The 19,697-nt window shown below is 46.5% G+C and carries 15 protein-coding genes; 10 read left to right on the top strand and 5 right to left on the bottom strand.

The annotated features are described in order from the left end of the window. The first annotated feature begins 74 nt into the window (after positions 1-74). From KO473_RS17190 to KO473_RS17165, 6 genes are all read left to right on the top strand, one after another. The gene (locus KO473_RS17190) at positions 75-2,894 is read left to right on the top strand and encodes a M60 family metallopeptidase (protein WP_122130710.1); all 2,820 of its coding nucleotides are present in this window, start codon (positions 75-77) and stop codon (positions 2,892-2,894) included. A gap of 203 nt (positions 2,895-3,097) precedes the next feature. Beyond that, positions 3,098-4,741: a diphosphate--fructose-6-phosphate 1-phosphotransferase gene (locus KO473_RS17185; RefSeq protein ID WP_005780146.1), complete on the top strand. Its 1,644-nt coding sequence runs from the start codon at positions 3,098-3,100 to the stop codon at positions 4,739-4,741. A 98-nt stretch (positions 4,742-4,839) separates the two neighbouring features. Beyond that, entirely contained in the window at positions 4,840-6,543 is a 1,704-nt protein-coding gene (locus tag KO473_RS17180) for a sialidase family protein (protein WP_122130736.1), read from the top strand. A 33-nt stretch (positions 6,544-6,576) separates the two neighbouring features. Beyond that, positions 6,577-7,434, top strand: coding sequence for a glycoside hydrolase family 25 protein (locus KO473_RS17175; protein ID WP_005780142.1), 858 nt, complete (start codon positions 6,577-6,579; stop codon positions 7,432-7,434). A 48-nt stretch (positions 7,435-7,482) separates the two neighbouring features. Continuing rightward, positions 7,483-8,808, top strand: coding sequence for a TIGR01777 family oxidoreductase (locus tag KO473_RS17170; protein WP_216035134.1), 1,326 nt, complete (start codon positions 7,483-7,485; stop codon positions 8,806-8,808). Between the two features lie 34 nt (positions 8,809-8,842). Further along, positions 8,843-9,106 carry a GNAT family N-acetyltransferase gene (locus tag KO473_RS17165; protein WP_005780139.1) on the top strand — a complete coding sequence of 88 codons (264 nt, stop codon included), beginning with the start codon at positions 8,843-8,845 and terminating at the stop codon, positions 9,104-9,106. A 192-nt stretch (positions 9,107-9,298) separates the two neighbouring features. Here the strand turns inward: KO473_RS17165 and KO473_RS17160 are convergent, their stop codons facing one another. The 5 genes from KO473_RS17160 to KO473_RS17140 all read right to left on the bottom strand — a co-directional run bounded on the left by KO473_RS17160 (position 9,299) and on the right by KO473_RS17140 (position 13,092). Then, positions 9,299-9,568 (bottom strand): zinc ribbon domain-containing protein, encoded by a 270-nt coding sequence (locus KO473_RS17160; protein WP_005807327.1) that lies wholly within the window; start codon positions 9,566-9,568, stop codon positions 9,299-9,301. A 47-nt stretch (positions 9,569-9,615) separates the two neighbouring features. Then, on the bottom strand, positions 9,616-10,356 hold the full coding sequence (locus KO473_RS17155; protein ID WP_005820920.1) for an SDR family oxidoreductase: 741 nt from the start codon (positions 10,354-10,356) through the stop codon (positions 9,616-9,618). Positions 10,357-10,370: 14 nt separating this feature from the next. Next, a complete protein-coding gene (locus KO473_RS17150; RefSeq protein WP_005820917.1) occupies positions 10,371-10,862 on the bottom strand; it encodes an accessory gene regulator B family protein in 492 nt (163 codons plus the stop codon). A gap of 721 nt (positions 10,863-11,583) precedes the next feature. Next, the gene (locus KO473_RS17145; RefSeq protein WP_005820915.1) at positions 11,584-12,714 is read right to left on the bottom strand and encodes an ATP-binding protein; all 1,131 of its coding nucleotides are present in this window, start codon (positions 12,712-12,714) and stop codon (positions 11,584-11,586) included. An 81-nt stretch (positions 12,715-12,795) separates the two neighbouring features. Next, positions 12,796-13,092 (bottom strand): nitrous oxide-stimulated promoter family protein, encoded by a 297-nt coding sequence (locus KO473_RS17140; RefSeq protein WP_005780129.1) that lies wholly within the window; start codon positions 13,090-13,092, stop codon positions 12,796-12,798. Positions 13,093-13,176: 84 nt separating this feature from the next. Here KO473_RS17140 and KO473_RS17135 point away from each other — a divergent pair, with 84 nt between their 5' ends. From KO473_RS17135 to KO473_RS17120, 4 genes are all read left to right on the top strand, one after another. After that, complete coding sequence (locus KO473_RS17135) at positions 13,177-14,109, top strand: DMT family transporter (protein WP_005807317.1); 933 nt, start codon at positions 13,177-13,179, stop codon at positions 14,107-14,109. Positions 14,110-14,139: 30 nt separating this feature from the next. Continuing rightward, positions 14,140-15,354 carry a hypothetical protein gene (locus KO473_RS17130; protein ID WP_032530368.1) on the top strand — a complete coding sequence of 405 codons (1,215 nt, stop codon included), beginning with the start codon at positions 14,140-14,142 and terminating at the stop codon, positions 15,352-15,354. Positions 15,355-15,483: 129 nt separating this feature from the next. Continuing rightward, positions 15,484-16,044, top strand: a complete 561-nt coding sequence (locus tag KO473_RS17125) for a hypothetical protein (RefSeq protein ID WP_005780122.1) — start codon at positions 15,484-15,486, stop codon at positions 16,042-16,044. Next, entirely contained in the window at positions 16,028-19,693 is a 3,666-nt protein-coding gene (locus KO473_RS17120; protein WP_122130711.1) for an ATP-binding protein, read from the top strand. The genes KO473_RS17125 and KO473_RS17120 overlap by 17 nt, the downstream gene beginning before the upstream one ends. Positions 19,694-19,697: the final 4 nt, after the last annotated feature.

The raw sequence follows: 19,697 nt of genomic DNA, 5'->3' as shown, positions 1-19,697 counted from the left end.
CAAAAAGGAAATACAAATGACATTTTTTACCAGAACAAAATTTGTATTTCCTTTGTTTTATTTATCCTAATAACATGAAGAAACATCTAATTTCAATGATTTTTGCAGCAATCGTACCTTTGTTGCTGTATGCTTGTTCTGCCGAAGAAGAGAAAACGGTAACATCGACCACCCTTGAGGTGGCGCAGTCTGCAATTGACTTTAAAAGTGACGCAGGGACCCGTGACATTGCTATTGTCACCGATGCGGATAATTGGACGGCACGGTCTGATAAGGACTGGTGTTCGGTTGCTGTCAACGGAAGTACATTGACGGTGAATGTATCCGGATATGACGGGAAAGAGACCAGAGAGGCAGTGATCAAAGTGACTGCCGATGCATTGACGGAAACTGTTAACGTACGCCAATTGGGATCAGATCCTGCTATTCTGATATCCCAACAGACATTTACTGTTGAGGCCAGCGGAAGTGATATTGCGTTCGATGTAACTACAAACGTGCCGGTGACGATTACATTGCCGGAATGGGTCAAAGAAAAACCGGCGGATACGCGTGCATCCGAAATGGTGACTACGACACATAGATATATTGTCTCGGCCAATCCTGAAGACGGTGAACGCACTGGCAATATTACTGTAAAAGAGGTAGGTGGAGAGCTTGAGGCTCTGGTATCTGTTACTCAAAAAGGACTGGGAGAATATGAATCCGGAGATATGGAAGGTATTAAAGACGATATTAAGGTTCCGGTAGAATCGGGCGAGGCAAGTTCTTTCCAGGGAGGCTCAAATATTGATAAATCATTCGATGGAGATATGAGTACTATTTACCACTCTAATTGGAATAACGCAGGAGAGCATTATTTTCCTATCACGTTGACTTATAATTTCCCTGCGGGTTCGGATATGGATTATTTTATATATTATCCCCGTACTTCGGGACCGAATGGTAACTTCAAGGAAGTAGAGATCCGTGTGAAGTCAAATGCGAATACCAGAGGGGCCGATGAATGGAATACTGTAATGACTAAGAACTTTGGAGGTACCAATGCCGCAGTCCGTATTAATTTTCCGAAGGCACAAATCGGCGTCACATCCGTTCAGTTTATCGTAAAATCAGGTTCGGGAGACGGACAGGGATTTGCGGCCTGTGCCGAAATGGAATTTTATAAAAAGAATCCGGGAGCATTTGACCCGTTAACTCTTTTCACTGATGTAACTTGTTCTGAGCTGAGGCCTGGACTTACCGATGAAGAGATAGAAAACTGTCCTTATTCATTCTACAAGAACATAGCTTACTATATGAAGCAAGGCAAGTATCCGACAGAGTTCCGTATTCAAGATTATAAAGCGTGGCCCAATCCGGATGATCAGTCGAAAACACATAAGACCAGTCCCTACAGCCTGCGCGACAATCCTACGGGAATTTCGGTAAAAGACGGGGAACAGTTGATGGTCTTGGTCGGCGACACGCACGGGCAAATTATCAGTGCAGTGATTCAGAACCTTGACGTCCCCGGTGGTGACGGTTTCGGAGGTACCTTCTATCCGTTGTCTGAAGGAGCCAACAAGATTACGGCCCGGAATAAAGGATTGATGTATATTTTGTATCACACTCCTGACTATGAAACAGCTCAGCCTGTAAAGATACACATTGCTTCCGGACAGGTGAACGGGTATTTCGATGTAGCCAAACATCAGGCTTCCGATTGGAATAAATTGTTGAACAATGCGGTCGATAAGTATTTTGATGTGGTGGGACATTATGCACATCTCACATTTCCTACCGAGCGCTTCCGTGCTCACACTCCGGACGGAAAAGCATTGATCGATGCTTATGATCAGATCGTGAATTCGGAGATGGAACTGATGGGGCTGTATAAGTATAATAAATTGTTTAAAAACCGCATGTATCTGCATGTGATGTATACCAGTTATATGTATGCCACCAGTTATCACACCGCGTACAATGACGGTACACTGGCGGAACTTTGTAATGTGGATAAACTGAAAACTTCTTCATGCTGGGGGCCTGCACATGAAATAGGGCATTGCAACCAGACACGTCCCGGATTGAAATGGCTGGGAACTACGGAAGTGACGAATAACATTATGTCGGAGTATATTCAGACTACGATTTTCGGGCAGCCTTCACGCCTGCAGACAGAAAATATGGGAGATGGTAGCCGGAACCGATATTCCAAAGCTTGGACCCAGATCATCGCGGCAGGTGCTCCTCACGGAAACTTTGGCAGTGACAGTGATGTTTTCTGCAAACTCGTTCCTTTCTGGCAACTGGAGCTTTATTTCGGCAAAGTGCTTGGGCAGACACCGCTTCAGCAGGCTGATAAAGGAGGATTCTATCCGGATGTATACGAATATATACGTACGCACGATAACCTGAAGACTGCCGGAGAGCAACAGACTGAGTTTGTGTATATCTGTAGTTTGATAGCTAAAGCCAATTTGCTGGATTTCTTCACGAAATGGGGATTCCTGACTCCGATAGATGTCACTCTGGACGATTATGGAGTTGGAAAACTTACTGTCACTCAGTCCCGTATCGACGAGATAAAGAAGCGTGTAGAGGCTTTGGGATATCCGAAACCGGATGTTGCCTTAGAGTATATAACTGATAATTCGGTAGAACTCTATAAAACCAAACCCGGAATAATATCCGGAACAGCTACGCGAAGCGGTTCGACATTTACCATGACCAATTGGAAAAATGTGGTAGCTTATGAAGTAGTGGATGAAACGGGTAAAAAGGTTTGTATCTCCGATGGAGTATTAGCACCCTCAAATACTGCCACGTTTACCATGAAAACAGCCTGGAAGGACGGCTTCAAAGTGTATGCCGTCTCTGCTACAGGCAACAAGACAGTGGTGACGTTTTAAAGAGGAAGTTAGATATACCTTTAAGTAGCCGGGAAGGGCACAGAGTTCAGATCGTTGATTTTAGCTCTGTGCCCTTCGTTTGCTCTGTGGTATACCCGCAGAGAACAAAATCACCATTTTCTTTCATAATTCGGAAAAAAACACGAAATTTGCGACGCTTTTAAGTTCGAATTACTAACACCTTTAAATATAAGATAAAGAAAATGACTAAAAGTGCATTGCAAATTGCCAGGGCTGCTTACCAGCCCAAACTTCCGAAAGCGCTGAAAGGCTCAGTAAAAGCAGTTGAAGGCGCAGCTACACAATCTGTAGCCGACCAGGAAGCTATCCAGAAACTGTTCCCGAACACTTACGGAATGCCGTTGATTAAATTCGAAGAAGGTGAAGCTATCCAGCTTCCTGCCATGAATGTAGGTGTTATCCTTTCAGGAGGACAGGCTCCGGGCGGACATAACGTAATCTCTGGTCTGTTCGACGGTATCAAAACACTGAACAAAGACAATAAGCTGTACGGCTTTATCCTGGGTCCCGGCGGATTGGTTGACCATAACTATATGGAGCTGACTGCCGATATTATTGACGAATACCGCAACACCGGTGGTTTCGATATCATCGGCTCAGGACGTACCAAACTGGAAACTCCGGAACAATTCGAGAAGGGTCTGGAAATCATCAATAAGCTGGGTATCAAAGCACTGGTAATCATTGGTGGTGACGACTCCAATACAAATGCCTGTGTTCTGGCTGAATATTATGCTGCAAAGAATGCCGGTGTACAAGTGATCGGTTGCCCGAAAACTATCGACGGTGACTTGAAAAACGACATGATCGAAACTTCGTTCGGTTTTGATACTGCATGTAAAGTATACTCGGAAGTGATCGGTAACATCCAGCGCGACTGTAACTCAGCACGTAAATACTGGCACTTCATCAAACTGATGGGACGTTCGGCTTCTCACATCGCACTGGAATGTGCTTTGCAGGTTCAGCCTAATGTATGTATCATTTCTGAAGAAGTAGAAGCAAAAGACATGTCATTGGATGATGTAGTGACTTACATTGCCAAGATCGTGGCTGACCGTGCTGCTCAGGGAAACAACTTCGGTACTGTGCTGATTCCTGAAGGTCTGGTTGAATTTATCCCGGCTATGAAACGTCTGATCGCTGAGTTGAACGATTTCCTGGCTGCTAACGCAGTTGAGTTCGCCAACATCAAACGTTCTCGTCAGCGTGAATATATCATCAGCAAGCTGTCGAAAGAAAATGCTGACATCTATGCAAGCCTTCCCGAAGGTGTGGCACGTCAGCTTTCTCTGGACCGCGACCCGCACGGAAACGTACAGGTATCACTGATCGAAACAGAAAAATTGCTGTCTGAAATGGTTGGTACGAAACTGGCTCAGTGGAAAGAAGAAGGCAAATATGTAGGCAAGTTTGCTGCACAGCACCACTTCTTCGGTTACGAAGGACGTTGTGCTGCTCCGTCAAACTACGATGCCGACTACTGCTATTCACTGGGTTATACAGCTTCTATGCTGATTGCCAACGGTAAGACCGGTTACATGTCATCAGTACGCAACACAACTGCCCCTGCTGCCGAATGGATCGCAGGCGGTGTGCCTATCACGATGATGATGAACATGGAACGTCGTCACGGTGAAATGAAGCCGGTAATCCAGAAAGCATTGGTGAAACTGGATGGCAAACCGTTCCTGACATTTGCTGCCAAACGCGATCAGTGGGCGCTGACTACAGACTATGTTTATCCGGGTCCGATCCAGTACTTCGGTCCGACAGAAGTTTGCGACCAGCCGACTAAGACATTGCAGCTGGAACAGGCTAAGTAAGCTGTTCTCCGCATTACAATAACAGAAACCCATCGGGGCGGATTGATTCAATTCCCTTCGGTGGGTTTTTAGTTCATTTGAATATCCTTATTTATATGATGAAACGACTTTCTACTCTATGCCTGCTGGCGGCAGGTTTTTTTCTTCCGGGGCAGGCGCAACAAGCCCGTCCGTTAGTGCTCGATTCGGTCTGTGCTCCCTTGAAAGTAGCTACTCCGCCTTCCGATGCTTATATCGGTCTGTCGCTTCTTGACAATGGTGAAGTAAGACATTACAACTATGGAGAACAGGCAGTGGCAGGAGCCGTTTATCTGTCGAGTACCGATCACGGTCTGACCTGGAAACAGGTAAACCGGGCTAAAGAGATGCCTTTTGCAGACCGTCAAAGCCCTGTGAGCAAAGAGTATATCCGTTTGGTAGATATGGGGGCGATGGATGTTTATTGCATTCGTACTTCCGGTGGACTGGCAGGCGGACGTACCCTAACGAAAGTGGCTGACCGCGGTTCCATCATGATTAAACCACCCGTTTTTATCAGGAACGGCAAGCGTATTGTGGTGGCTGCCCATGGAGGCGTGACACCGAAAGGCTGTTATACTTACGTTTCCGATGATGACGGACTGACTTGGAAGTGCTCGAATACAGTCACTTCGCCCGACCATCGGGGAGGAGGCTTCCACAAAGGTATTCGTTGGAATCACGGTGCTGTGGAGCCTACTGTGGTTGAACTGAAAGACGGAACACTCTGGATGCTGATGCGTACTTCACAGGACCGCCATTATCAGGCTTTCTCGCAAGATGGCGGTCTGACATGGAGTGAATCGGAACCTTCGCCTTTTTACGGTACTATCACGATGCCCACCCTTGGCAGGTTGGTCGACGGTAGACTGTTACTTTTCTGGTGCAATACTACTCCTCTGTCTGAAAAAGAAGGGACGAATGGTGTCTGGGATGATGTTTTCACCAACCGCGACGTGACTCACGTAGCTGTGTCCGATGATGACGGCAAGACGTGGACAGGTTTTCGTGAACTTTATATGGACCCCATGCGCAATGACTCCGATTATGCTGTCAATGGCGGTGGAATCGACCGTGGTGTCCATCAGGCGCAGTTTGTAGAAGTAGCTCCGGGCAAGGTGCTGGCGTCCATCGGTCAACATCCCCTTCATCGTGCCATGATGATGTTCGACGTGAATTGGCTGTACGAGAAAAGCCGTTTTAATAATTTCAGCGATTCTCTTTCGCAATGGAGCACATTCAATTATATCGACGGCATTAAAGGTCATTGTGCCTATAACCGCATACAGGGGTGCCGGCTCGAATCCCATCCCGAGAAAGAGGGTTGTCAGGTGCTCCATTTGTCTTATCAGCCGGATGCCTCGCTGGTAGCAGATACACGTGGGGCAGTGTGGAACTTCCCGGCAATGAAGAAAGGGACGTTCACTGCCAGCCTGCGTATTCCGGAGGGAAGCCATTCGGTTTCATTGTTACTGAATGACCGCTGGATGAATCCTTCGGACACCGTGGCCCGCTATGAATCGATGTACGAACTTCCTCTGACCCGCAAGCAACTGGGAGTGAAAGATGACCGTTGGCATGAAGTTTCTTTGGAATGGGATTTGTCTCAGAAACGTCCGCAGGCACGTGTCCGGGTAGACGGACGGCTTCGGTCCCTGCGTCTTCCACTCAGAAACAAGTCGCAAAACGGAATTAGTTATGTTCACTTTATCGCTCCTCCAGCAGAGGCTGATCCGGGCATTTATCTGGAATGGGTCAGGGCGGAAGCTGATGGCACTATTTAGAAATGAATCCAACTCAAAATAAGAATACAATCAATGAAGTCTTCACGAACCACTTCTGTTTCTAATAAACCCGCTCCCCGTCGCCATACGTCGGTACGGAAGAGAAAAGCGAAAAAGAAAGCCTCCCGTACCATGCCTGTTTGGTTGCGCAACACCCTTGCGCTCGTTGTTGTCGGTCTGTTTTCTGTTGCTTTTTACTATTTCGTTATCCGTCCTTATTCCTATCGCTGGAAAGAATGCTACGGGCGGAAAGAGTATGGCGTTTGCATTCCTTGTGGTTACGAAGTGCATGGTATCGATATTTCCCATTATCAGGGAAACATCGACTGGGAGGAACTGAAACAGAACAAGGAGACTGATTTCCCGCTTCACTTTATTTTTATGAAGGCCACCGAAGGAGGCGACCATGGCGATGATACCTTCAAGCAAAACTTTGAACAGGCACGCCAGCATGGCTTTATCCGTGGGGCCTACCATTTCTTTACTCCCCGTACGGATGCCTTGAAGCAGGCTGACTTTTTTATCCGTACCGTAAAGCTCGATAGTGGCGATCTTCCCCCGGTGCTCGATGTGGAGCTGTCAGGCAAGAAATCTAAGAAGGAGTTGCAGCAGAGCATCAAGAAATGGCTCGACCGGGTGGAAGCGCATTATGGTGTGAAGCCTATCCTCTATACTTCATATAAATTCAAAACCCACTATCTGGACGATTCGCTTTTCAATGCCTATCCCTATTGGATTGCCCATTACTATGTCGACTCGGTGAAGTATCAGGGAAAATGGCATTTCTGGCAGCATACAGATATCGGAAGTGTACCCGGTATTCACCATGATGTAGATTTGAATGTATTTAACGGTTCGCTCGAAGAGTTGCGTAAGATGACTATGAGGTGAACTTTACCCGCTTTGCCTGCGTTATATTCCTAAAAAAAGGAGATTCAGATGAATATAGCAATTAGCGGGGCCTCCGGTTTCATAGGCAAGCATCTTACAGAGTACCTTACGGAAAGGGGGCACCGGATAGTCCCTCTGGGGAGACCCATGTTTCGTGAAGGTACATCGGGACATTTAATTCAGGCCTTGTCGCATTGCGATGTAGTCATCAATCTGGCAGGAGCACCCATCAGTAAACGCTGGATGCCGGAGTATAAGAAAGAGCTTTATGACAGCCGTATCAAGGTGACGCATCGCATCATCCGGGCCATGGATGCGGTAAAGACAAAGCCGCGGTTAATGATTTCCGCTTCTGCCGTAGGATATTATCCGGAAGATGGGACGTTTGACGAATATACCAATACTCGCGGCAGCGGTTTCCTGGCGGAACTTTGCTACGCCTGGGAGAAAGAGGCTCGCCGTTGCCCTTCACAGACAAGGCTGGCTATCACCCGTTTTGGCATAGTGCTCTCACCCGATGGCGGGGCAATGGAGCAGATGTTGCGTCCGCTTCGGATAACACGGGTAGCCGGTGTGATTGCTCCGGGCACACAGCCTTTTCCCTGGATTGGAATCCAGGATCTTTGCCGTGCGATGGAGTTCATCATCAACCACGAAGTATTAAGCGGAGTGTTCAATCTGGTGGTTCCGCAACAGGTTTCACAATATGCGTTTACCCGGGCGATGGCAGCGCGCTATCATGCCTGGATGAAGGTGGTGATACCACGTTGGTTTTTTCGGATGCAATATGGTGAAGCGGCTTCCTTCTTAACGTCGGGACAGAATGTGCGTCCCACACGCTTGCTCGAGGCAGGTTTCCGCTTTGATAAACCGACCATCGAAGCCTTTTTTGAGGGCACGGACCACAGTACGGTGGACGAACTGGATCTGCAACGTTATATGGGTACATGGTACGAGATAGCCCGTTTCGACCACCACTTTGAGCGGGGACTGTCGGAGGTGACGGCAACTTACACATTGCTGCCCGACGGAACCGTTCGCGTAGAGAACCGGGGATGTAAGCATAAAAAGCCGTATGATGTCTGTAAAACAGCGGAAGGACGGGCAAAGGTTCCCGATTCGTCGCAACCGGGCAAACTGAAGGTATCCTTTTTTCTGTCCTTTTATTCAGACTATTATGTTTTGGAGTTGGATCAGGAGGAGTATAATTATGTACTGATCGGCAGCAGTTCGGACAAGTATCTGTGGATATTGAGCCGTACGCCCATTCTGCCGGAAGAGATAAAGAAGAAATTACTGGATGCTGCCATCCGCAGGGGGTATGATGTGGATAAGTTGATTTGGGTGGAGCAGAGGGAGAAGAATTTTAAATAATCTATATTAACCTAAACAAAAAGGAGATTGGAAAATGGAAGAATATGAAGTAACTCACCGCCCGGAGCGGAATCGTTTTGAACTGGAAAAGAATGGAATGACTGCTTTTGTGGAGTATGAAGTAGAAGATGGAACGCTGGACATTATGCATACCATCGTTCCTCCCCCTCTGGAAGGAAAGGGGATTGCGGCAGCTCTGGTAGAAGCAACCTACAAATATGCTGCCGGACAAGGTCTGAAACCGAAAGCGACATGTTCGTATGCTGTAGCCTGGCTGAAGCGGCATCCGGTGGAATAAACGGTACCTCTTCCGATACAGCAGGAGATGTGTCAAACGCCTTTTCACCAGAGGATTACACAGATTGCCACAGATTAGAATATTAATCATCGATGACTTAAAATTCACTCTGTGTTACTCTGTGCCCTCTGTGGTGAGTTTCGACACATTCTCCTTTGTTTATGCGTCACAGATGTCTGTTTGAGTTATGTTTCACTGTTTCCATCTCTTCAGCATCGGGAAGAATTGCTTCATGTTCGCAATGGCCTCTTCCTTCGTCATTTTCACTTCCGAATCTTTGTTAAATTCGTCAACGAATTGTGCGCAATGGTTGATCATTTCGTCCATCGTGCAATCCACGGTGAAATGTCCGTCGGCATAACAATAGGTGCAGTATTCTTCGTTCTTGCTGCCATCTTTTTCTGTTCCCAATACTTCCGGGCTAAGCGGCATACCGCAGCTCTGGCAAAATTTCTGTTCCATTCTTTCTTTGTTTTTAATGAATTATTCAATAGGGATATATATTCTTGTCACATAGTCTTTCCTGTCCGTATCGGCAGCCGTTTCCATATCCAGCGCGGAATCATCCGCCAGAAAAAGACAATGACAGCATAGCGCCAGTCGATCACTGCCACTCGTTTCCGGTGGTGCAATGCCCGTACAATCTGCCGGGCTACCTTTTCCGGTTGCATCAATAGCGGATAACGTTTTCCGTCGTTCAGCAGGTCGGTAGACACAAAGCCCGGGCGGATGTCCGTAAAACAGATGTTCAGTTTTTGCATGCATGCCAACTGTTCCAGTGCGTCGATATAGGTGTTCTGAAAACGCTTTGTGGCAGAGTAGGCAGGTGCCACTCCCAATCCCTTTGTTCCCGCAACGGAACTGATCACAGCCAGTTGTCCGCCGCCGTGCTCACGGAAGTAATTGAAAGCAGTGTCCACCATACGGGTGAACCCTTCCACATTGGTACGGGTGGTTTCCAGTTCGATGTCCGGATTCAGCCCTATGTTCTGATAACCGATGCCGGAGCTCAGCAGAAACAGATCCATACCTCCGACTCGCCTGATCAGGTTACTCAATTTGGGGGCTGCATCCGGTTGGGTGACGTCCAGTGCGGCGACTTCTACGCGGTCCGGTGCGCTGCTCTGCAAAGCTTCGAGTGACGGAAGCCGGCGCCCTGCAATACCGAGGTGCCAGCCCTGTAGGAGAAGTTGTTTGGCTACTTCACGTCCAATGCCTGAAGTAGCTCCTATGATAACGGCTCGTTTCATATTTGAATTTACTTTTATGGTGTTCTGTTTCTTTGAGAAGAACGTTTTTTCCGTCCGGTGTGTTTATCCGTCCGGCGCTCTTTTGTGTACCATCGGGTCAGTTGTCCGGTAAGGATCCATCCTGCGAGTAGGAACACTGCCAGCATTGCGGGAGTCACCCAGATATGTTTTTCAATCAGGGCTTCGAACCATTCAGTGTTCCGTATCGGTATGAACCACAGGGCTGTCAGCCCGATGGACGAGAATATTCGTATGAGTATCCGTCTGTCTTTTCTTCTTTCTTTCTCCGAAAATCCGGTTTCCGGGTTGAAGCTGTCGGGTGCCGGCACCTTGACGATGAGTGTAGTCAGCAGTACGATTACGCAGCCCGATGCCAGCATTATCTTCTCCAATGGTTTGCTGCCTTTTGCCGCGAACTTCACAAAAAGAAAGATCAGGGCAGCAATAACAATGCCTGTAATCCAGCAGGCGGTTTGGTCGGCGGCGGAGGATGCTGTGTATATCATTTCCTTACGAAAAGGTGAAATATAACTGGGTTTGCAGCAACAAAGATAATTAAATCTTTCTAAAATGCGACCTTCCGTTTTAAAATGCTGTTTTTATAAGGTTGGCAGAATAAAGGAGGGGAAATTGTAGCGGCGATAAAATGTCATTTTGTATATTCTATCACTCTCAGGCAGTCTTGGTTTCATGCCCGGAGGATGTGGCGACTGAAAAAACGCTTGTAGGAGGATTAAGGTAAAGCAATATGATGGAGAATTTGGGATATTGTTGGAAAATTGTGTGATATATGTTTTTATGATCTTAGTAAATGATCTTTTTTGTGTGTGATTACTTTCTTTTAGTAGATTTGATTCGTGCGGCACGGTGGCTCTGATAGTTCGTAAACAGCCCATCTTACTCTTCTTTTTTACCCGTGCGGCGTTGCTCGTAGAGGAACGCACCGTCTCTTTGAAGCCAATGCACCGTCCGTTTGGGACTAACGCACCCTTTCTTTGCTGTCAACAAAGGCTCTGATAGAGTGGGGGACTGCATATATCTGCTTTTTATTGCATTTTTATGAGAGAATAAAGGCTTGTCCTTGCATGTTTTTTCATTATCTGTTGCTCCATCCCTCTATTTGTCTCTTTTTGTAAATGGAGGCTGTCGGCAGATAAGGGGTTTTACTGTCTTTTTGAAAGAAATCTATTGGAATTTCTTTCTTGGAGTGTTTGGCTTTTGAAGGACTTAATAGTTCTCTTTTAGCCAGATACCTAAAAATTGATCGTATATCTGGTATATTCCCAACTCCTGAGTGATGAAATCTTTTTCGAGCAGACCTTTCAGAGCCGATTGTACGGAGCTGGAAGAGGATAGCTTGTACTTCTTGATAAAAGCTGCCGAAGTAATGGCCTTCGCTTTTCCCTCTTTTGTGATGGCGATTAGTAACTCTTTCTGTTTTTCCGGTATGCGGAACAGTATTTCGGAATAGGTGAACTTGAACGAGTCGATGATTTGGCGGATGGCCTCCTCCACCATCTTCACTTCACAGGTTCCCTGTGCGGGAGTCATGTCGTAAAGTGTGTGGAGCACTTTCTGCATGTACCAGGTGATGCCGTCAAATCGTCGGTAGATGGTTTCAACCGTTTCATCGGTGATGCTTTTTCCTGCTTGGGCGAAGTGCAGTTGCGCGAAAGCAGTGTATTTTGCCAAAGGAATACTTTCAAGATGCATCATGGAAACACTCTGATAGAATGGGCGCGAAGGGGTGAGGAACATATTTCCCATGATGTGGCGCTGGCTTCCGGCAAAGATAAAATGGGCATTGCTGCAATGCTGGACATAGGTGCGCAAGGTTGCTTCTACATTATCCTCCGCATATCCGGCTATCTGCTGAAACTCGTCGATGGCTACCAGGCAGGGCTTGTCGGCATGGTTCAGGTAATGGAAAATTTCGTCCAGCGTTGTTGCCGGAGCTTGTATGTCTCCCAGTCCCAGACTCAGTGAAGGAGTGCCGTTGATGTCGAAAGATACGCTTGTATGCAATGATTTGACGCTTTTCCAAAAGAGTTGCAAAGCTTTCTTGCCGGAAGGTTTTAATTCTTCCAGAATCTCTTTGCTCAGTGCGAATACAAAGTCACGAAGTGATTTGGTGGCATATATATCTATAAAAAAGGTATAGTAGTCCTTCCGGATTTTCCTTTCGCGGAAGCAATGCTGAATCAATCCGGTTTTCCCCATTCTCCGGGTAGAGATCAGGGCGAGATTGTTTCCGTTGCTTACTTCCCGGATCAGGGTTTCGCTCTCTTTCTCCCGGTCGCAGAAATAATCGGAAGATACATATCCACTGGTTATAAAGGGGTTTCTGATGATAGTCATGGTTCGTTACTTTAATAAGCAAAGATAATTATTATAAAGTAATAATGCAATTATAATAATAATATTCTTCTCTGTGCCTGCTTATCCAAACAGATGCCTGATTGCTTCCCAAGGTGCATAAATCAGCATTCGGGGACCGGAGAAACGCATTACTTGTTTCATCCGTTCCCGCATGGCAGGTTTGTAGCAGTGTACGCTGCATTGCTTGCATGCTTTCTTTTTCTCCCCAAAAGGGCAGCGGTCCAGCCGGGCATGCGCATAGCGAAGCAACTCTTCGCATTGGGGGCAAAGCGTGACATTCTTTTCTTTTTTACGGCAGTAAAGACGGATCATCAGCTCTACCACTCTCTTTTCCTGATCAATACGGTTTTTGCTCAATTTTAATCTCTGTTAGAATTGACGCAAAAGTAACCAACATCTCCAAAAAACTGTATCTTTGCACCCCGAAAATTGAATATAATAATGAATATTAATAGTAAGGCTAAAGGATTTGTTTGCGGAGCTGTGGCTGCTGCTACTTACGGCATGAATCCGTTGTTTACACTGCCGCTCTATAAAGAAGGGATGTCGGTGGACTCTGTATTGTTCTATCGTTACGGGTTTGCCGTACTTATTTTGGGGATTCTGATGAAAGTGCAGGGACAGTCGTTTGCCCTGAAAAGGAACGAGATATTGCCTCTGGTTGCAGGCGGACTGCTTTTTTCTGCCTCTTCACTGCTGTTGTTTCTGAGCTATAAGCACATGGATGCAGGCATTGCTTCCACCATCTTATTTGTCTATCCGGTGATGGTGGCGCTTATCATGTTCCTGTTTTTCCACGAGAAAGTGTCGTTGCTGACCGTCTTTTGCATTCTGCTCGCCCTTTCCGGCATCGGACTGCTTTACAAAGGGGAGGGAGGCGAAACGCTGAGTCTGGTCGGTATGTTGCTCGTTATCCTTTCCTCACTGTCTTACGCTGTCTATATAGTCGGTGTCAACCATTCCACGCTGAAGTTGATGTCTACGGCCAAGCTGACTTTTTACGCGCTGTTGTTCGGTCTTTCCATTTATATAGTCCGCCTGAATTTCTGCGCGGATCTTCAGGCTGTTCCTTCGTTTCCTGCCTGGGGCAATATTCTTGCCATGGCTTTCTTGCCTACCGTCATATCATTGGTATGTACGGCTGTTTCCATTCATAGCATCGGCTCTACGCCTACTGCCATTCTGGGAGCATTGGAGCCGGTGACGGCACTTTTCTTCGGGGTGATGATTTTTGGCGAACGGCTGACTCCCAGATTAATGCTTGGCATTCTGATGATTCTGGTAGCGGTCATGTTTATTGTAGTGGGTAAGCCATTGATGACTTTTATCAAGGAAGAGTTAGCCCGGGGAATGAAGAAAAAACTGATAAGATAAGGAATCCTGAAAAGCTTATAGCCGTTATACATGACTACATTTCACTCTATCGACGAGTTGCTGAAGATGATGAGCCGAGAACAGCTCCTGCTGAAACAGATGTTCAGCAAGCGGAAACAGCAATCCTTCCGGCGGGAATATGCACTGGAACTGACAGAATATAAACTACAACGTATACAGAGCCTGATCGATCACGGAGTGCTTCGTGAGAATGGTTCGTTTCTTGAGATGGAGGATATTTATCTGCATTTCTTCGAGCAGGTACTCGAAGTGAATGAAGAGATCAACACTTCGTTTGTCAACGAGCATATCAGTTATCTCAAAGATACTATCTCCTATTATCAGCAAGAAAACCACGAGAAACGGAAAACTACCTATCTGCGTACCATCAAGCGGATATTACGTAATATCGCCCTGACTACCTTGCGCAATGTGATCGACCTGAAGCGTAACATCGACAGCACTTTCAAGAATGAGCCGAACTATCAGATCAAGAAGAAAAAACTGGTTCGCCTGGACGAGAAACGGCGGGATATCGAGGCATTGATAAAAGTGAGCGAGGAGCTTCTTGCCAATGAAGAAGACCGCTTCTTCCGGCGGATACCGGACGAGGAACTGGGGATTGTGGTGGCAAACGTACGAATACAGCTCAATGAATGTTTCCACAACCTGATCGAGATACAAAAGCAGATTATCAGCTATCTGAACAAAATAGAGTATCAGAACAAGATCCGGGTTAAGATCCGGCAGCTGAAATACCTGAAAGATCAGTTCGAACTGGAGGAACGAACCAATATCTGCGAGGTGTTGATGCAGAAAGACAGTGTCTGGTTCGAACCTGCACCGGCTTATCCGTTACGTCTTTCCGTAGAATATCTTCGTAATGATGATGAAGTGTTGGAGAGCATCCGTAAAGTGATAACCATGATCGGCAAGCGTGCCATCCTGACCCGGAATGTGGCCGGCAGTATTGCCGAAGACTCTCTTGAGACCCATATATCGGAAGAGGCTTATATCAATCTGGAAGAAGTGAAGAAGCGGTTTATGCAGGCTGAAGAAGATTTGTTTTCGTTTGTGGCTGCCTATCCTTTCGCACAAGAGGTTTCTTTTGATGAGCGGATAACGTTCTACTGCCAGATTGTATCCCAGTTTTACGAAGAACTCCGTATCACCGGTGATTATGGCAGAATGGGTGGGGTGGAATATGCACTGATTTATTCGGAAAGGACAGGCGAAATAGTTTAGAAACGAATACGATTCACCACCGAGGACACAGAGTTTTAATCTTTTGTTTATCAGGATGTTTAAGAGAAAGATATTCTCTGTGTCCTCTGTGTCCTCGGTGGTGAACCCGAACTCAAAGCCATTATAGTAATGATTAAACAAACTGCTGAAATATTTGAAATACTGAGTAAAGGAGGATTCATCTCTTCCGACAGTACCAATCCCAATATCCGCCAACTCTATACGGTGATCGAAGATAATCAGTCGGAGTTGTACGATTTCTTTGCCGCCATCAACTTTATCCTTGAGAGCGGGAATGAATATTATTATTTCTCCCGTCGGGAAAATAAAGTCGATCTGGAGCGTAAGTTAGAGATTGCCACCCGCTGGATTGATGTGCTTGATTTCATTAAAACCTACGATGCGGCTTTTTCATCCGGATTCCGTTTCCAGCCGGCCGATATGGTCGTAAAAGTAGGTACCGACCTGGAACTGAAAGAGAAACTCGCCGGATTGAAGAAACTTGTCGGACGGGAGAAGCACGAAGAGATGATCGATAAAATAGTGAATGACCTGAAACGTGACGGCTTCATTGAACTGGAGAACGAGATCACTTCCACCTATAAAGTAGTAGCGGCTTTCGGCTATCTGGAAGAGTTGGTCGCTTGTATTAACATATCAGAAGAAATACAGAATGAGATACCTGAATAAAATTGTTTTCATCAATAGTGCCCGTATACAATATGCCGAAATACAGATAGACGGCAATGTCCACTTTATCGGTACACAGGGGGTGGGGAAGAGTACGGCGTTACGTGCGCTGCTTTTCTTTTACAATGCCGACAAGACGAAGCTGGGCATATCAAAAGAGAAAAAGAGCTTTGACGAATATTACTTTCCGTACCTCAATTCATATATTATTTATGAAGTGACCGTAGACGATGCATCGTATTGTGTGTTGGCTTTTCGCTCCCAGGGGAGAGTTTGTTTCCGTTTTCTGGGAACGGGTTACAAAAAAGAATATTTTATTTCTCCCGAAGGAAAGGCTTATGAAGAGTGGGATCAGATACGCGATGCCCTTGGCAGCTTTGTCTATAAGAGCCGTCGCGTAGAGACGTATGAGGAGTATCGTGACATCATTTTCGGCAACAACCGGGGGCTTCCTCCGGAGTTACGGAAGTTTGCCATTACCGAGAGCCGTCAGTACCAGAATATACCGCGTACCATTCAGAATGTTTTCCTGAATTCAAAGCTCGATGCTGAGTTCATCAAGCAAACCATCATCATGTCACTGAACGAAGAAGATGTGCGTATCGATCTGGGGCAATATGCCCATCATCTGCGACGGTTCGATGAAGAGGTGACTGATATCAGCAAGTGGTTCAGGAAGAACAAGAACGGCGAGGTTACTGTTCGCCGGCAGGCTGACCGGGTAATTGAGCTTTATAGGGAAATGCATTATCTGGAGCAACAGGCGCGTACGCTGGCTGGGGAACTGAATTATACTTTCCGGATGGCACAGGAACTGCTCCCTTCACTGCAACAGAAGAAAGAGGAACTGTTGAAAGAGTTGGCAAAAGAGAAACACCAGCTTGAGGAACTTTCCGGGAAATTCCAGAGTGAGCGCGACCGTTTGCTGGGGCTTGTCAGGGTACAGAACGAGAACTTGAGAACTGCGCGTGAACGAAAGGAACGGTATGAGTCGCAGGATATTTATAATGTGTGCGACCGGGTGAATGCGGAGCCCGAAGCCATACTCCACAAACAGATGTTGGAGGAGCAGTTGACCATGTTGACTGCCCGCTTTGACGACATCAACAGCCAGTATAAGCTACTGAAGGAACAGGCTTCCAGTGCCTTTGAACGTTTCCGTAACGGTAAAAATGCTGAGCTGAATACGCTCCATTTACGTGCTATCGAACGTAAGGAGGCTGTACGAAAGGAGTACGATAAAATATTGAAAGAGGTGCGTGAGCAGGAAGTAGGGAAGTTGACCCTCCTGCGAGAACAGACAGAAAAGAAAAAAGAGGGCATCTATCAGTTGAAGATGGAACGGGAGAAGTGCCTGCACCGGACTTTCCATGAAGAAGAGTTACAGGCCTGCCGGACGGAACGCGTTGCATTGGAAAAGGAGAATCACGAATGCCGGTTGAAGCTGAAAGAGGCAGAACAACAAATGGGGCTGGTACGTCGGCAATGGGAACTGGATCAGACTGCCTGTGAGCAACAGTCGGGCGTCCGTCAGAAGGAAATAGAGCAGCAGATTGCGGTTGGTAGAGAAAAAGTGGCGGAGATAGACCGGTTACTTGATAACTGTCAGGGATCACTTTATGAATGGTTGAGCCGAAATTGTCCGGGATGGGAGAATACCATTGGTAAGGTGGTAGACGAAAAACTTGTTTTATTCAGTAAGGAACTCAATCCCCAATCTGTTCCGGATACCGGACAAGATTCTTTCTATGGCATCAAACTCGATCTTTCGGCTATCCGGAAAGAAGTGAAAAGTGTGCAGGAGTATGCCGCAGAGCAGGAAGCAATCCGTAAGGAGATACATGAATGGCAGCAGAATCTTGAGAAGTCGATAGAGGAAAAAGAGAAAGAGCTGGCTGCCATCCGGAAGAAACACCAGACTGTCCTTAATACTTATAAGGAAGAGATGGCTCAGTCCGCTTACTGTATGGAACAGAATGATAAGCGTATTCAGGTTCTGAAAGCAGATGAAATCATGCTGGAGCAGAAGGCAGGTGAGGAGAAACGTATATTGCTGGAACAGTTGGAAAAACAGTTGGCTGAGGCTACACACAGTTTGCAGGAGTCAGCGGCGGAACTGGAACAGTTCAATCACTTACTTGAAACCCGAATCCGCCAGAAAGAGAAGGAACGTAACCAGAGAATGCAGGAAGAAGACACTCTGATCCGTAACAAGCAGGAGGAGATCCATCAGTCCATTGCCTCTGAAAAGAAGAAAACCGATGAACTGCTGGAGACAATGGATAAGGACCTGTTGCATGAACTTTTCGGAAAAGGGGTGGATACGGAACGTATCACTGCCCTGCGTAATGAAGTGGCCCGCACGGAACAGGAGTTAGCGTTTATCGAGCAGCACCGCCGTCTGGTTTACGATTACGAAAAGGATAAGCGGGAATTCTTCGACCGTATGGACGAATTCAGAAATGGAAAGCAGTTGGCCGAGAAAGAACTGGACGGTGAGAAAGAGAAGTTCCGCTTGAAGGAAGAAGAACTGAATCAGAAAGTAACGGGACTGAACAAGCAATTAGTTGAGACAAATACCCGCCTGAAGCATTTAGAAGAGGATATCCGGGAGACTGAGAACTTCAAAACACTCAATATTTGTCCGCCTGTACTGCAAACGGGAGTGGAAGCAGAGAGTGTGAAGCGCTGCAAGAAAGTGATAGAGGAGCTGACACAGAATCATTATCGGCAGATTGAACAAGAAAAGGACTTCCGGGAAGCGGTCGGTCGCTTTACGGGTAACTTCTCCGAACAGAATACGTTCAACTTCCGTACACGTCTTACAAAGCGCGACGAGTTTATGACCTTTGCTGCCGATCTCAAAGAGTTCATTGATAATGATAAGATCATTGACTTTGAACGTCGTTCGAATGAAGCATATACCGACTTGATTCACCGGATCGGGAAAGAGACGGCGGATATGCTTTCAAAAGAAGGGTTGATTCGCAAAACTATCAACGACATCAATAGTGACTTTGTGGAACGCAATTTCGCCGGGGTCATCAAAAGCATTGCCTTACAGATTGTGCCCAGTGGCAATCGTATCATGCAACATTTTGTTACCATCAAAGAGTTTTGCGACCGGAATCAACCGGGTGCTCTGGGCATGTTTAGCCTGTTCGGTCAGGAGGAGCTTGTGGAACAGAATCGGCAGGCGGTAAGTTTATTGCAGTCGCTGGTGAAAGAACTGGCACTGAACAAGGAAAAGGAACTGACGCTTTCTGATACTTTCGAACTTCAGTTTCGCATTGTGGAGAACGATAATGACAGCGGATGGGTGGAGAAACTGGCAAATGTAGGTTCCGACGGAACGGATATTCTGGTGAAGGCCATGATTAACATCATGTTGCTGAATGTGTTCAAGGAAAAGGCATCGCACCAGTTCAACGATTTCAAGCTGCACTGCATGATGGACGAGATCGGAAAACTGCATCCCAATAATATTAAAGGTATTTTGGACTTTGCCAATAACCGGAATATTATCCTGGTGAATAGTTCGCCTACTTCTTACCGGGCAAGCGATTACAAATATACTTATATCCTGAATAAAGACAAGCGAAATATTACAAGCGTGACACGGCTGATAAAGCAAGAGGTGAGGGAGTAATTTC

This window comes from Bacteroides sp. HF-4919, from assembly GCF_018860125.1.
The sequence above is the reverse complement of the archived record's forward strand: the minus strand, read 5'-3'. Positions and strand labels throughout refer to the sequence as shown.